Raw genomic sequence first — 12,549 nt, forward strand, 5'->3', positions numbered from 1 at the left:
TCGTTGCCCAGAACAACAAGATGGTCAGCGTGAGAGCAGCTTGGCGACCCTTGGCAAGACCTGGTCTACTGGGCGGCTGAGGCCGCATTCCATGGCCAGCCAGCCGGTGTAGCCGACGGCTTCCAGGGCTTGCAGAGTTTCTGGCCAGTCGTAGTGGCCGGCACCGGGCTCCAGGCGGTTGGTGTCGCCGAGCTGGACGTGGCCGATCAGCGAACCGGCCTGCCTGATCGACTCGCCGACGCGGGCTTCCTCGATGGACATGTGGAAGGTGTCCGCGGTGATCATGACACCGGGCGATCCGACCTCCTCTACCACCGAGACCGCATCGGCCAGCTGGTTGATCACGAAGTCCTCGAACCGGTTCAACGGTTCCAGGTAGACCTTCGCACCGACGGACTCGGCATGCTCGCCCACTTCACGCAAAGCCTCGACCAGCGCCGCCCGGGAGTCCTCCACCGAGCGCGGCGGGACGAACGGCGGCAACCGTCGGGAGAACAGACCGAAGGCGTGCGGCGAGACGATGCCGGTGCCGCCCGCCGCCACGATCGTGCTCAACTGGATCTTGAGCTGCTCGATCGCATCGCGGCGACGGTCGGCATCGAAGTCTCCGATGAAGTGGTCCATGTGGACGACCGCGGTCGGCATCAGCACGCCGGCGTCGCGGGCCTGTCGCAGTTCGTCGATCCGCGCTCCGAAGATCCCGTCGCCACGGGCGGACAGTTCGATCCCGTCGAAGCCGACCGTCCGCACGAAGGCGAACTTCTCCTCCAACGTTTCGCCGGGCAGCGTCAGCTCCGCGGCCGCAAGCCGGAAGCTCATGCGGTCACCTCCTGGTCGAAGCTGAGCACGACCTGCAGCGCATCCTGCGGACGTTCATCGAGCATCTGGAAGGCCTCCGCGGCTTGAGCAATCGGCACGGTGTGGGTGATCAGGTCGGTCACGTTCAGCCGCTTGTCCGAGGCGAGCTGGATCGCGGTCCTCGCCAGTCGGTCGTAGTTCCAGCGATGCTGCAAGGCCGGCGCGACACCCGAGATCTGCGAGCCGATCAGCGACACTCGGTTGTGATGGAACTCCTCCCCCAGCCGCAAGCCCGCACCCTCGCCTTGCATGAAGCCGGCAACGCAGACCCGGGAGCTGTACGCGACCGACCGAACCGCCTCGTGCAGGGCGTGGTAGCTGCCCGACACCTCCAGGCACACATCGGCGCCACGGCCTTCGGTCAGGTCACGGATCCGTTCGGCGATCCCACCGTCAGCGGGATCGAGCACACCATCGGCGCCGAGGTCCAGCGCCAGTTGACGGCGGGCAGGGAGCCCGTCGACCGCGATCACCCGGCCGCCGTTCAGCCGGGCCAGCTGAGCGGCCAGTTGCCCGGGTACGCCGAGGCCGAAGACCGCGACCGTCTCGCCGATGTGGACGTCGGCGTCCAGCACCAGGTTCAGCGCGATCCCACCGATCTGGCTGAAGATTCCGACCCGCGGATCAACGCCGGCGGCCAGGATCCGCTGCGCTGCCCAGTCCGCCTTCTTGACCGTCTGACTGCGATGTCCCCAGGTCCCCCAGACCACGTCTCCGACGTTGACGCCGTCAGCCGCGGCGCCGAGCGAGACGACCTCGCCGACCTCCTCGTACCCCCAACCGTCGACGGGGTAGCTGATCGATGTGTCGCCCTCGACGAAGAGTCGGGAGTCGTCGTTCCACCGCTTGTTCAGATACGGGTTGCTGCCGCGGTACGCCGTCAGTTCAGTGCCCGCGGAGATGCCGGAATACAACGTTCGAATCAGGACCTCGTCCGGTTGCGGGGTGCGCTCGATGTCGGGCACGACCTCCGCGACGCGAGGTGAGCTGAATCTGACCAGGGATGGCATAGGTCTCCTTCGGAACTGCGTTGTGCGGTGAGTCAGCCCTTGACGGCGCCGGACATGAATCCCTGCGTGACTTGGCGTTGGAGGACGACGAAGATCACGATCACCGGGACGATGGTGATCAAGGTGCCGGCCGCCAGTGGCCCGATGTCCATCGAGCGGCCGCCGGTGAAGTTGTACAGACCGGCCGTGAGGGGCCGATACTTCCCGCTGGGCAGGTAGAGCAACGGCACCAGGAAGTTGTTCCAGTTGCTCAGGAACGTGAAGACCGCCAGCGCGGCGGCACCCGAGCTCACCATCGGCACCATCACCTGCGCGAAGATGCGGCTCTCGGAGGCGCCGTCGATGCGCGCCGCCTGCTCCAGTTCTTCGGGCAGATCGGAGAAGAAGGCCCGCATGAAGAACGTCCCGAACGACAGGTTGGTCGAGATCAGCACGAGGTTGGCGCCGACCAGGCTGTCCAGCAGGCCCATCGACCGGAGCTGGAAGTACAGCGGGATCATGTAGGTGAAGAAGGGCACCAGCAGCCCGAGTACGACGAGATAGAAGACGACCGTCCGTCCCGGGAAAGGCAATCGGGCGAAGGCGTAGCCGGCCATCGTCGAGATCACGATCACCACCGCCGTACTGGGCACAGTCAGCAGCACGCTGTCCAGCAGATAGCTGCTGAACCGCCCGACGGTCCAGGCCGAGCGCAGATTCTCCAGCGAGAACGTGGAGAACAATCCGAACGGATCGCTACGCACGTCCTGCGGTGTCTTGAGTGCCGTGGAGACGATCAACAGCACCGGGAACAGGGTCAGCGCCGCCATCGCGATCAGGGCCAGGTGGCGGACCGCGAGATCCGTGGACCGGCGGACCGCATGCCGGCGGAACTCCAACTGCTCGCTGGATCGAGTGCGGCGGGAGACGGCGACAGGCAGATCGGCCATCAGGCCCCCAGCCCTTGCAGCGAGAGCCGTCGCTGAAGACGGTTCAGCATGATGGTGAACGGCACCGCCAGGACCGTGATCAGCAGCGCCAGCACAGTGCCGTAGCTGATCCGGTTGAGCTGGAACGCGCTCGAGTACGCGTACGTCCCGAGCACCTCGGTGGCATCGGCCGGTCCACCGCCGGTCATGATGAAGATGATGTCGAACACGCTGAACCCACCGACCAGCGTCAAGGTCAGAACCATCAGGAAGACCGGCATGATCTGCGGCAACAGGATGTGCCACAGCCGCTGGCCGGCGTTCGCGCCGTCGATCCGGGCGGCGTCGACGAGTTCCACGTCGACGTTGCGCAGCGCGGACAGGATGATCATGATGACGAAGCCGCAGGTCGCCCAGATCGCGGTGGCGAGCACGGCGAAGATCGCGGTGTCCGGATCCCCGAGCCAGCCGCGGCTCCAGCCTCCGAGACCGACGGCCCCGAGCACCCGGTTGATCCAGCCGTTGACCGGGTCGTAAATCCAGCCCCAAACGATACCGATCGCCACCCCGGGCAGCATGAACGGCAGGAAGAACAGCAGCCGGTACGCCGCTCCACCGCCGCGACTGGACCAGATCAGGACGGCCACCAGCAGCCCGATGATCATCGGCGCAGCGGTGCCGATCCCGATCCAGATCGCGTTGTTCCCCAGCGCGTGCCAGGTCGCGGAGTCGGTGAACATCTCGGTGAAGTTGCTCAGCCCGACGAACGGCGGTGTCGGATCGAGGCCGTCGAAGTCGACCACCGAGTAGTAGAGCGCGTTGACCATCGGGAACACGAAGAACACCGCCGTGATCACCGCCACCGGCAGCGCGAGCAGGATGCCGAGTCGCGCCTGGGCCCTGCGGGTGACCGCAGGAACGTTGCTGACGGCACCCATCCTATTTCGCCGACTTCTCGTACGCCGTCTGCAGCTGGGCGGCGACCTTCGCCGGATCGGACTGGTCGCCGAGGATGCCCTGGATGCCTTTCCACATGGCGTTGTTGAAGACGTCAGTGGTCAGAACGTCGATGTTGTACCCGAAGTCACCGGTGCCGTCGGCGATCTTGGCCGAGTCGTCCAGGACCTGCTTGAACAACGGCGACGCCTTCATGCCGGCGGTGTCGATGGGATAGGCAGGGATGTCCTGCAGCTTCTCGGCGGCCCAGCGGCCGTGTTCGGCGGTGAGAAGATAGTCCAGGAACTTGATCGACGCGTCCGCCTTCTTGGTCGACGCGGAGACGAACGTGCCCGCCCCGAGACCGCCGCTGAAGATGCCCGGTCCGTCCTGGGCCGGGAACGGAATGAAGCCGACGTCGAACTTGGCGTTCCGCTCGATGTCCAGGGCCAGCCAGCTGCCGGTCGGGTCCATGGCAGCCTTGCCGGAGTAGAACAGCGCGTTCGCGTTGTCGTAGCTGACCGCTGCCGGTGACGGAGTCAGCAGACCCTTGTCGTTCCACTGCTTCCAGACCGCCAGCGAATCCACCACCGGCTGGGTGTTCCACGACGTGCGGCCGTTGAGCAGGTCGTCCATGCCCTTCGATCCAACCGCGCTGGACAGCGACATGCTGAGCAGATGGCCGCCCTGCCAGCCTTCCTTGTCGCTGACGGCGAACGGGACGACGTTGTTCTGCTTGAGCTTCTCGGCCGCGGCGGTCAGGTCGGCGAGGTTCTGCGGTTGGGCGATCCCGTGCTTCGCGAACAGCGTCTTGTTGTAGAAGATGCCGACTTCCTCGATCTGGCTCGGCACCCCGACGATCTTGCCGTCGAAGGTGACGCGCTTCTTGGCGAAGTCGTAGATCGGCCACTTGTGCTCGGCGTAGGCACTGGTCAGGTCGTACACCAGTCCTGCCTTGGCCAGTGCGCCGGCGAAGCCCGGTCCGGTGTCGTATCCGAAGACGTCGGGACCCTCGCCGGAGCGCAGCTGGGTCTGCAGGACGGTCCGGACGTTCTCGCTCGGAATGACGTCGAGCTTCACCGTGATGCCCTGGTTCTTCGACTCGAACGTCTTCAGGTCGGACTTGATCAACTCCAGATCCGCCGGATCCTCCGGCTGCCCGATCATGTACCGGATCTCCTGCTGGCTGCCGGTGTCCTGCTCGACGGTTCCGGACCCGGCGCCCCCAGCGCCGCCGGTGCAGGCCGCGCTGGCGAAGAGTGCTCCGGTGGTCAGCATGATCGAGGCGACGTACGCGATCTTCTTCACGAGCCCACTTCCCTGTCGGCGGTTGCACTGCATCGGAAGCGTTTCTAACGTTAGAAGTTCTAACGTTAGAAGTATGCTGACCGGGCTCGTGGGCTCTGTCAAGATGTGGCTGAGGTAGTCGAAGGGACAACGATGACGCCTGAGAACGGCCTACCGGGTCGTCCGGCCCGGCTGAAGGACGTCGCGGAGCTGGCCGGGGTGTCGTTGAAGACCGTGACCAACGTGGTCCACGAGCGGCGGCACGTGAAGGCCGAGACCCGGGCCCGGGTCAAGGCCGCCATCGCCGAACTGGGCTACACCCCGTCACTGGTCGGCCGGCAACTGCAGAGCGGCCGCAGCAACATCGTCGCGCTCGCCGTTCCGCGGATCGACGAGCCGTACCTGGGCGCGTTGGCGCACGCCTTGATCATGGCTGGGGAACGGCACGGGTACGCCGTCTTCACCGACGAGACCGGGCGCAGCGACGAGCACGAACTGCGCGCCGCCGGCGGATATCCCGGCCACAGCATCGACGGGGTGATCTACAGCCCGCTGGCGGTGGATCCGCGGCGGATGGCGGACATGAGCCGGTTCACCCCGATGGTGCTGCTCGGTGAGCACTTGAGTGAGGGCACCGCGGACTACGTCGCGATCGACAACGAGCAGTCCGCCCGGGATGTCGTCCGGCATCTGGCCGACGGCGGCCGGCGGCGGATCGCCTACGTCGGTGGCAATCCGTCCCGGCCGTCGAGCGTCGGCCAGTTACGACTCGAGGGCTACCGCGCCGCGGTGCGGGAGTTGGACCTGGAGAGCCGCGACGACTGGTTGCTCCGCTGCGACCGCTACAGCCGGGAGTCGGGTTCGGCGGTGGCCGAGCAGCTACTGCCCCGGATCGGCGAGATCGACGCGTTGGTCTGCGCCAGCGACCTGCTGGCGATCGGCGCCATCCGGACCTTCATCGAGCACCAGGTCCGGGTGCCCGAGGACGTGGCCGTGATCGGCTGGGACAACATCATCGACGGACGCTACCTGTCCCCCAGTCTGAGCAGTGTTGCCACCGACCTGGATCTCCTTGCGGACAAGACATTCGAGGCCTTGATCAGCAGGATCGAGGGCAACCGGGACCCGGCCCGCGTCTACACCGTCCCGCACGACATCATCGTCCGCGAGTCGAGCCGGCCAACGAGTGCAACAACCGAACCGGCCTGAGGATGTTGGTGTCATCTGCTGTAGTTCTTGCCGATGGGTCTGCCGGGGATGGGCTTGGCGATGAGGGCGACCGGGACGAACATGCCGAAGTGGCCGATGGCCATGGTGAGGATCCAGAGCTCCTCGTCGTCGTACAGGGCGGATGCTTTGGCGAACAGTTCGTCGGGGACGCGTTCGCCGAACGGGTTCGGGGTGAGAACGGCCTCGATGAGCTCCAGTGCGACACGTTCGGCGTCGGTGAAGAAGGGCGCGTCCTGCCAGGTCGCGACGGCGGTGATGCGCTGGGCGGTTTCCCCGGCCTTGCGCAGGTTGTCGGTCATCGCGACGGAGTGGTAGGTGCTGCCAACGATCTGCGCGCCGCGGAGCAGCATCAGGTTGATGGTGGCCTGTGGAACCGGCCCGTTCCGTACGGCGCTGCGCGCGGCTCCGGAGAGTTTCGCCAGCTCGGGGAACAGCTTGGTGAGGTCGGGCAGGCGCGACTGGATGCTGTCCTGCTCCGTCGTGACGGCGGTGGTGATCGGCGTGGACATGTGAGGTCTTCCTTCCGGTGTTCGGGATGGTGTCTCACCCGGTCCGACAAGGCACGCGCCGGGAATGTGAGGCGACGTCACATTCGGGGGCGCTGATTTGTCGGAGTGGTGAGGACAGACGCAACCGAAGGAGCCGGCGACACCATGACCATCGATCGACCCGATCAGAGTCTGAGCGCGATCATGAGCGAACGGCGTCAGCTGATCAACGTCGCGTACAGGCTCCTCGGCTCGCTCGCCGAAGCCGAGGACGCCGTGCAGGAGACCTACGCCCGCTGGTACGCCTTGTCCCCCCAGCAGCAACAGGCCATCGACTCGCCCGGCGCCTGGCTGACCAAGGTCGCGAGCCGCATCTGCCTCAACGTGCTCAACTCGGCACGAGCCCGTCGGGAGAACTACGTCGGCGAGTGGATCCCCGAGCCCCTGCCCGCACCTGCGGAAGGCACCACCACCGACCCGGCCGACCGCATCACCCTCGACGAGTCGATCGGCATGGCCTTCCTCGTCGTACTCGAAGCGATGACGCCGGCCGAGCGCGTCGCCTTCATCCTGCACGACGTCTTCCGCTACCCGTTCGCCGAAGTCGCCGACATCGTCGGCCGTACGCCGGTGGCCTGCCGGCAACTGGCCTCGTCGGCCCGCCGGCGCATCCGGACCTCGCAGGCACCGCCGCCCCCGACCGCCCAGCAGGCCGCGATCGTCGGGAACTTCAAGCAGGCCTGGGAAGCCAAGGACATCAACGCCCTCGTCGGCCTCCTCGACCCCGATGTCACCGCAACCGGCGACGGCGGCGGACTCGCCACCACCGTGCGCCGCCCGTTCGAAGGCGCCGGGCAGCTCGCGCGCGGCCTTGTCGAGCTCGCCGACAGGCACGGCGGCCTCACGATCCTGGAGCGTACGGTCAACGGCCAGCCCGGCCTGGTCGCCGAGCAGGACGGCGTGATCGTGACCGTGTACGCGTTCGACATCGCAGCCGGCCGGATCACGCACATCTGGGCCGTGCGCAACCCCGAGAAGCTCCGGCCGTGGACGCTGCGGTAGCGGAGTCGGTCAGGAGCGGCGGTTCTTCAGTGGGACTGAGTCGACAGTGACCGGGGCATGCACCGGGCCGCCGAGGCGGGCGGTCAGCGCGTGCGCCATCCGTAGCAGTGACTCGGCGGCCTGCTTGGCTCGGTGCTGGTCCACTGCCGCTTTGACCCAGACATGCCGGAGCCGGGCTGCCCTCGCGGGCAGCCCGGCTCCGGTGGTTGGGATCAGCCGATCCGGACCGGCTCTCGGTCCTCGGTTTGCTGTGGCTTCTGCTGGGTGTCGCCGTGACCCGGCCACCAGGCGCGGTGGCCGATCAGGGCGGTCAGCGCCGGGGTGAAGAACATCGCCATGACGAACGCCGCGATCGCGATGCCGACCGAGATGGCGAAGCCCATCTGCGCCAGCGTCGAGTTGCCTGCCAGCATCATCGAGGCGAAGGTGCCCGCCAGGATGACGCCCGCCGCGGCGATGGTCGGCCCGGTGTGGTGCAGGGCCAGGGCGGCGGCTTCCCTCGGATTGCGGCCCTCACGCGCCTCTTCCCGCAATCGGGCCACCATCAGGATGTTGTAGTCGGTGCCTAGGGCAACCACGAAGAGGTACATGATCACCGGCAGGGTGAAAATGAGCCCGCTCTCGCCCCGCAGATGCTGGAACACCATGACGGTCGCACCCAACGTGGCCCCGAAGCCCAGGAACACCGACGCCATCAGGTACCACGGCGCCACCAGACTGCGCAGCAGGAGCGCCAGCACGATCATGATCAGGACTGCCGCCAACGGGAACACGACCTTGTAGTCGTGATTCATCGCATCCTGGAAGTCGACGAACACCGAGGTCAGACCGCCGACCACCGCGGTGGTCCCGGGTGGTGCGGCCTCGTGGACCGCCGTACGGAGCGGTCCCCGGACAGTCTCGATCGCCTGGTCCGATTCGGGCGCGGTCTTCAGCGTGACCTGGAAGTGGGCGACCGATTTGTCCCGCGACAGCGTGGGTTCCGAGACCTCGCCGACTCCGTCGACTCGGGTCAGCTCGCTGCGATAGGTGTCGAGCTGGGTCTTGCTGAGCGGGTTCGGTGACTGCAGCAGCACGTCCGACGGCTGGGTGACGCCGGCGGGCAGACCCTTGAGCAGTTCCTTGCTGTACGTCGTGGACTCGGAGGTGTCGGAGGTCGAGCCCGAGGTGAGATCGAACGTCGGGTTGAAACCGATGGCGAAGACACCCAGCACGATCAAGAGACCACCGGAGGCCGCGGCGAACACCGCCGGACGACGACCGAGCCCGCGACCGAGCCTGGCGAACGAGGCTCCCTTCGGCTCGACGCGCCAGGCCTTCGACGGCCAGAACACCTTCGTGCCCAGCAGCGAGACGATCGCCGGCACCAAGGTGAGCCCGGCCAGCAGTGCCACCGCCACCGCGATCGCCAGCGCCGGTCCGAGCGAGCGAAACAGGCCGAGGGTCGACAGCGTGAGTGCCATGAAGGCGATGATCACCGCGCCGGCGGCGGAGGTGATCGCCTCACCGACCCGGGTGACGGCGCTGACCATCGCGGTCTTCGGATCCTCCCCGGCCCGCAGCCGTTCGCGGTAGCGGAACATCAGGAACAGGATGTAGTCGGTACCAACCCCGAACAGCACCACCAGCAGGATCGGACTGACCGAGGGGTCGATCTTCAGATCGAACGCCGTGCTCACCATGGCGATCAGGCCGTTGACGACCGAGGAGATCGCCCCGATGACCACGACCGGCAGCAGCGCGATCACCGGACTGCGGAAGATCACCAGCAGCAGCAACAGAATCAGCGCCACGGTGGCGATCCCGACGATGGCCAGGCCCTTGGTCGAGGACTCCTGCGCGTCGAGGGCCTGCGCGGCCGAACCGGTGACGCCGGCCTTCAGGTCGGTGCCGTCGACCTTGTCCTGCAACGCCGTACGCAGCGCCTTGACCGCGTCGCTCTGCCTGGTGTCGCTGGGGTTCGTGACCTTCGTCATCTGCACCGCGGCGATCTGGATGAGTCGGTTGTCCGGCGGTGGGACCGATTGGATCCCGGTGACGTCCTTCAGCTCTGCCTGGTTCAGCTGCCCGGTGACGGATTCGACCGTCGCCGTGTCGGCCGCGGTGAGCGGTGCGCCGTCGGATCGTTCGAACACCACGATCGCGGCGGGGGCGGCGGCGTTGGGGAAGGCCTTCTCCTGCAGCTTGGCTGCCTGGATCGACTCGTAGTGCGACGGCAGGAAGGCGGATTGGTCCGTGGTCGAGTTCAGTGCCGGGGCCGTCGCGACGACCCCGATGATGATCACCACCCAGGCGCCGATCGTTCGCCAGGGATGGCGAACGACCAGCGAGCCCAGTCGTGCGAACATGACAGATCCTTTCAGGAATTTGTTGCGTGCAAGGGCGCATGGTTTGTTGCCACGACGATCGCCGACCGTCCTGACACGCGGCTGACACGCCGCAGACACCGTCCGGGGCGGTGCGAGTCAGCTGATCTTGCGCCGGTACAGCGCGACCGCGAAGGCGTAGGCGGCGACCAGGAGGCCGACGCACCAAGCAAGGGCGATCCAGATGTCGGAGCCGACCGGTTGCTCGGCGAACAGCGCGCGGATCGTGTTGACGATGGACGTCACCGGCTGGTTCTCGGCGAAGGCGCGCACCGGGCCGGGCATGGTCTCGGTGGGCACGAACGCCGAACTGAGGAACGGCAGGAAGATGAGCGGGTACGAGAACGCGCTCGCGCCGTCCACCGACTTGGCGGACAGGCCCGCGACCACGGCCAGCCAGGTCACCGCGAGGGTGAAGAGGATCAGGATCCCGGCCACCGCAAGCCAGGCCGCGACTCCCGCTCCGGTGCGGAAGCCCATGATGAGGGCGACGCCCACAACGATCACGAGTGAGATCAGGTTGGCGACCACCGAGGTCAGCACATGGCCCCACAACACGCCCGACCGCGCGATCGGCAGGGACTGGAAACGCTCGAAGATCCCGCCCTGCAGATCCGTGAAGAGCCGGAATGCGGTGTAGGCAACGCCGGACGCGATCGTGATGAGCAGGATGCCGGGCAGGAGGTAGTTCACGTACGACATCGACCCGGTGTCGATCGCGCCGCCGAACACGTAGACGAACAGCAGCATCATCGCGATCGGCATGAGTGCGGTGGTGATGATGGTGTCCGGGCTGCGGGTGATGTGACGCAGGGATCGCCCGGTGAGTACGGCGGTGTCGCCGAGGAGATGCGTGGCCATGGTTGTCCTTACTTGTCCGTGCCGACCAGGGTGAGGAAGACGTCCTCGAGGGTCGGCTGCTTCTCGACGTACTCGACCTTGGCCGGCGGGAGGAGTTGCCTCAGTTCGGCGAGGGTGCCGTTGACGATGATGTGGCCCTGATGGAGGATCGCGATCCGGTCGGCGAGTTTCTCGGCCTCGTCCAGGTACTGGGTGGTGAGCAGCACTGTCGTGCCGTGCTCGGCGAGTTCCTTGACGCTGTTCCACACCTCGATCCGCGCCTGCGGGTCGAGCCCGGTGGTCGGCTCGTCGAGGAAGATGACCGGCGGATTCCCGATCAGGCTCATCGCGATGTCGAGGCGGCGACGCATGCCGCCCGAGTACGTCGCAACCCGCCGCCCGCCCGCCTCGGTCAGCGAGAACCGGGCGAGCAGATCGTCCGCGATCGCGCCCGGGTCGTCGAGGTGCCGCAACTTGGCGATCAGCACGAGATTCTCCCGCCCGCTGAGGATCTCGTCGACGGCGGCGAACTGACCCGTCAGGCTGAACGACTCCCGCACCTTGTCCGGTTGGGTCGCGACGTCGAAGCCGTTCACCGTGGCCGTCCCCGCGTCGGCCTTGAGCAGCGTGGACAGGATCCGCACGACCGTCGTCTTGCCCGCCCCGTTCGAGCCGAGCAGGGCGAAGATGCTGCCCCGCTGCACGTCGAAGTCCACGCCGCGCAGTACCTTCAGTTCCTTGTACGACTTCTCCAGGCCCTGCACCTGGATGACGGACCGGGTCGTCATCAAACGGGCCTCTCGTCTTCTCCGGCAGCGTCTGCGATGGCTTTGTTCAGCCGGTTCTGCTCGCGAATTCGCCACTGCCCGTCCGGGTAGTTCTGGACGAAGGTCTCGACGAACTCCACCGGGTCCTCCCCGACAATGTCGCGGATCGGTGTCCCGGCCGCCGCGCTCTGCTCGAACAGGTCGATGAGGTCCTCGTACATCGTGGTCAGACCGGCCTCGCCGCGCCCGAAGTACATCAAGTACCGCTCGATGGCCTCGACCGCCGTGCGATAGTTCGGCGGGAGCTCGCGCGTGCGCGCCTTGTACTGCCGCCATCGCTTCTTCTCGTCGAGAGGTCCGGTGACCTTCTCGATCCATCGTGCAGCCATTTCCTACCGACCTCCTTCGCGGAGCTGTTCGAGCCGTTCGGAGAGGAAGCTCCATGTCCTCCAGAACTCGTCGAGATATTCCTGACCCTGAGCGTTGAGGGAATACACCTTGCGCGGCGGGCCCTTTTCCGACGGGACCTTCTCCACGTCGACGAGACCCCGTCGCTCGAACCTGACCAGCAGGGCGTAGATGGTGCCCTCGGCGATGTCGGTGAAGCCCTGCTCCCGCAACCACGCGGTGATCTCGTAGCCGTACGCGGGCCGCCCGAGCAGCATCGCGAGCACGATCCCCTCCAACGTGCCCTTCAGCATCTCCGTCATCTGTTTGACCACGGCTCACCTCCTCGTACTACTCAGTGCTGCTGACTACCAGTAGATAGTAGCACTGAATAGCGCGGACACAACTGT

Annotated in this window: 14 protein-coding genes; 2 read left to right on the forward strand and 12 right to left on the reverse strand. The window is 66.4% G+C overall.

All coding sequences use genetic code 11. The annotated features are described in order from the left end of the window. Window positions 1-24 precede the first annotated feature (24 nt). Genes OG817_RS26540 through OG817_RS26560 form a run of 5 tightly spaced genes read right to left on the reverse strand, consistent with a single transcriptional unit; the run spans window position 25 to window position 5,020 of the window. Entirely contained in the window at window positions 25-819 is a 795-nt protein-coding gene (locus tag OG817_RS26540; RefSeq protein ID WP_406047332.1) for a sugar phosphate isomerase/epimerase family protein, read from the reverse strand. Then, window positions 816-1,868 (reverse strand): zinc-binding dehydrogenase, encoded by a 1,053-nt coding sequence (locus tag OG817_RS26545; protein ID WP_406047333.1) that lies wholly within the window; start codon window positions 1,866-1,868, stop codon window positions 816-818. Before OG817_RS26545 ends, OG817_RS26540 begins: the two co-directional genes overlap by 4 nt. A gap of 32 nt (window positions 1,869-1,900) precedes the next feature. Then, window positions 1,901-2,797, reverse strand: coding sequence for a carbohydrate ABC transporter permease (locus tag OG817_RS26550; RefSeq protein WP_406047334.1), 897 nt, complete (start codon window positions 2,795-2,797; stop codon window positions 1,901-1,903). Then, window positions 2,797-3,714 (reverse strand): carbohydrate ABC transporter permease, encoded by a 918-nt coding sequence (locus OG817_RS26555; RefSeq protein ID WP_406047335.1) that lies wholly within the window; start codon window positions 3,712-3,714, stop codon window positions 2,797-2,799. The genes OG817_RS26550 and OG817_RS26555 overlap by 1 nt, the downstream gene beginning before the upstream one ends. 1 nt (window position 3,715) lies before the next feature. Next, window positions 3,716-5,020, reverse strand: a complete 1,305-nt coding sequence (locus OG817_RS26560; RefSeq protein WP_406047336.1) for an ABC transporter substrate-binding protein — start codon at window positions 5,018-5,020, stop codon at window positions 3,716-3,718. Window positions 5,021-5,152: 132 nt separating this feature from the next. On the opposite strand from OG817_RS26560, the gene OG817_RS26565 reads away from it, so the two are divergent. Further along, a complete protein-coding gene (locus tag OG817_RS26565; protein WP_396395228.1) occupies window positions 5,153-6,208 on the forward strand; it encodes a LacI family DNA-binding transcriptional regulator in 1,056 nt (351 codons plus the stop codon). Window positions 6,209-6,219: 11 nt separating this feature from the next. On the opposite strand, the gene OG817_RS26570 is transcribed toward OG817_RS26565, so the two are convergent. Next, on the reverse strand, window positions 6,220-6,738 hold the full coding sequence (locus OG817_RS26570; RefSeq protein ID WP_406047337.1) for a carboxymuconolactone decarboxylase family protein: 519 nt from the start codon (window positions 6,736-6,738) through the stop codon (window positions 6,220-6,222). A gap of 144 nt (window positions 6,739-6,882) precedes the next feature. Here OG817_RS26570 and sigJ point away from each other — a divergent pair, with 144 nt between their 5' ends. Beyond that, a complete protein-coding gene (gene sigJ / locus OG817_RS26575) occupies window positions 6,883-7,779 on the forward strand; it encodes an RNA polymerase sigma factor SigJ (RefSeq protein WP_406047338.1) in 897 nt (298 codons plus the stop codon). A gap of 9 nt (window positions 7,780-7,788) precedes the next feature. Here sigJ and OG817_RS26580 read toward each other — a convergent pair whose 3' ends face one another. The 6 genes from OG817_RS26580 to OG817_RS26605 all read right to left on the reverse strand — a co-directional run bounded on the left by OG817_RS26580 (window position 7,789) and on the right by OG817_RS26605 (window position 12,462). Then, window positions 7,789-7,923 (reverse strand): hypothetical protein, encoded by a 135-nt coding sequence (locus OG817_RS26580; protein WP_406047339.1) that lies wholly within the window; start codon window positions 7,921-7,923, stop codon window positions 7,789-7,791. A 68-nt stretch (window positions 7,924-7,991) separates the two neighbouring features. Then, a complete protein-coding gene (locus tag OG817_RS26585) occupies window positions 7,992-10,127 on the reverse strand; it encodes an MMPL family transporter (protein ID WP_406047340.1) in 2,136 nt (711 codons plus the stop codon). Window positions 10,128-10,244: 117 nt separating this feature from the next. Then, window positions 10,245-11,006, reverse strand: coding sequence for an ABC transporter permease (locus tag OG817_RS26590; protein WP_406047341.1), 762 nt, complete (start codon window positions 11,004-11,006; stop codon window positions 10,245-10,247). Window positions 11,007-11,014: 8 nt separating this feature from the next. Further along, window positions 11,015-11,773 (reverse strand): ABC transporter ATP-binding protein, encoded by a 759-nt coding sequence (locus OG817_RS26595; protein WP_406047342.1) that lies wholly within the window; start codon window positions 11,771-11,773, stop codon window positions 11,015-11,017. Then, the gene (locus tag OG817_RS26600) at window positions 11,773-12,141 is read right to left on the reverse strand and encodes a DUF1048 domain-containing protein (protein ID WP_406047343.1); all 369 of its coding nucleotides are present in this window, start codon (window positions 12,139-12,141) and stop codon (window positions 11,773-11,775) included. The genes OG817_RS26595 and OG817_RS26600 overlap by 1 nt, the downstream gene beginning before the upstream one ends. A 3-nt stretch (window positions 12,142-12,144) precedes the next feature. Further along, window positions 12,145-12,462 carry a PadR family transcriptional regulator gene (locus tag OG817_RS26605; RefSeq protein ID WP_202873292.1) on the reverse strand — a complete coding sequence of 106 codons (318 nt, stop codon included), beginning with the start codon at window positions 12,460-12,462 and terminating at the stop codon, window positions 12,145-12,147. Between the last annotated feature and the right edge of the window lie 87 nt (window positions 12,463-12,549).

Source organism: Kribbella sp. NBC_00889 (genome assembly GCF_045207705.1).
GTDB lineage: Bacteria > Actinomycetota > Actinomycetes > Propionibacteriales > Kribbellaceae > Kribbella.

Coding starts and splice junctions, on each gene's coding strand:
- OG817_RS26595 (WP_406047342.1), bottom strand. CDS start 11,773: ATGACGACCCGGTCCGTCATCCAGGTGCAGGGCCTGGAGAAGTCGTAC.
- OG817_RS26555 (WP_406047335.1), bottom strand. CDS start 3,714: ATGGGTGCCGTCAGCAACGTTCCTGCGGTCACCCGCAGGGCCCAGGCG.
- OG817_RS26605 (WP_202873292.1), bottom strand. CDS start 12,462: ATGACGGAGATGCTGAAGGGCACGTTGGAGGGGATCGTGCTCGCGATG.
- OG817_RS26585 (WP_406047340.1), bottom strand. CDS start 10,127: ATGTTCGCACGACTGGGCTCGCTGGTCGTTCGCCATCCCTGGCGAACG.
- OG817_RS26545 (WP_406047333.1), bottom strand. CDS start 1,868: ATGCCATCCCTGGTCAGATTCAGCTCACCTCGCGTCGCGGAGGTCGTG.
- OG817_RS26540 (WP_406047332.1), bottom strand. CDS start 819: ATGAGCTTCCGGCTTGCGGCCGCGGAGCTGACGCTGCCCGGCGAAACG.
- OG817_RS26550 (WP_406047334.1), bottom strand. CDS start 2,797: ATGGCCGATCTGCCTGTCGCCGTCTCCCGCCGCACTCGATCCAGCGAG.
- OG817_RS26565 (WP_396395228.1), top strand. CDS start 5,153: ATGACGCCTGAGAACGGCCTACCGGGTCGTCCGGCCCGGCTGAAGGAC.
- OG817_RS26570 (WP_406047337.1), bottom strand. CDS start 6,738: ATGTCCACGCCGATCACCACCGCCGTCACGACGGAGCAGGACAGCATC.
- OG817_RS26590 (WP_406047341.1), bottom strand. CDS start 11,006: ATGGCCACGCATCTCCTCGGCGACACCGCCGTACTCACCGGGCGATCC.
- sigJ (WP_406047338.1), top strand. CDS start 6,883: ATGACCATCGATCGACCCGATCAGAGTCTGAGCGCGATCATGAGCGAA.
- OG817_RS26600 (WP_406047343.1), bottom strand. CDS start 12,141: ATGGCTGCACGATGGATCGAGAAGGTCACCGGACCTCTCGACGAGAAG.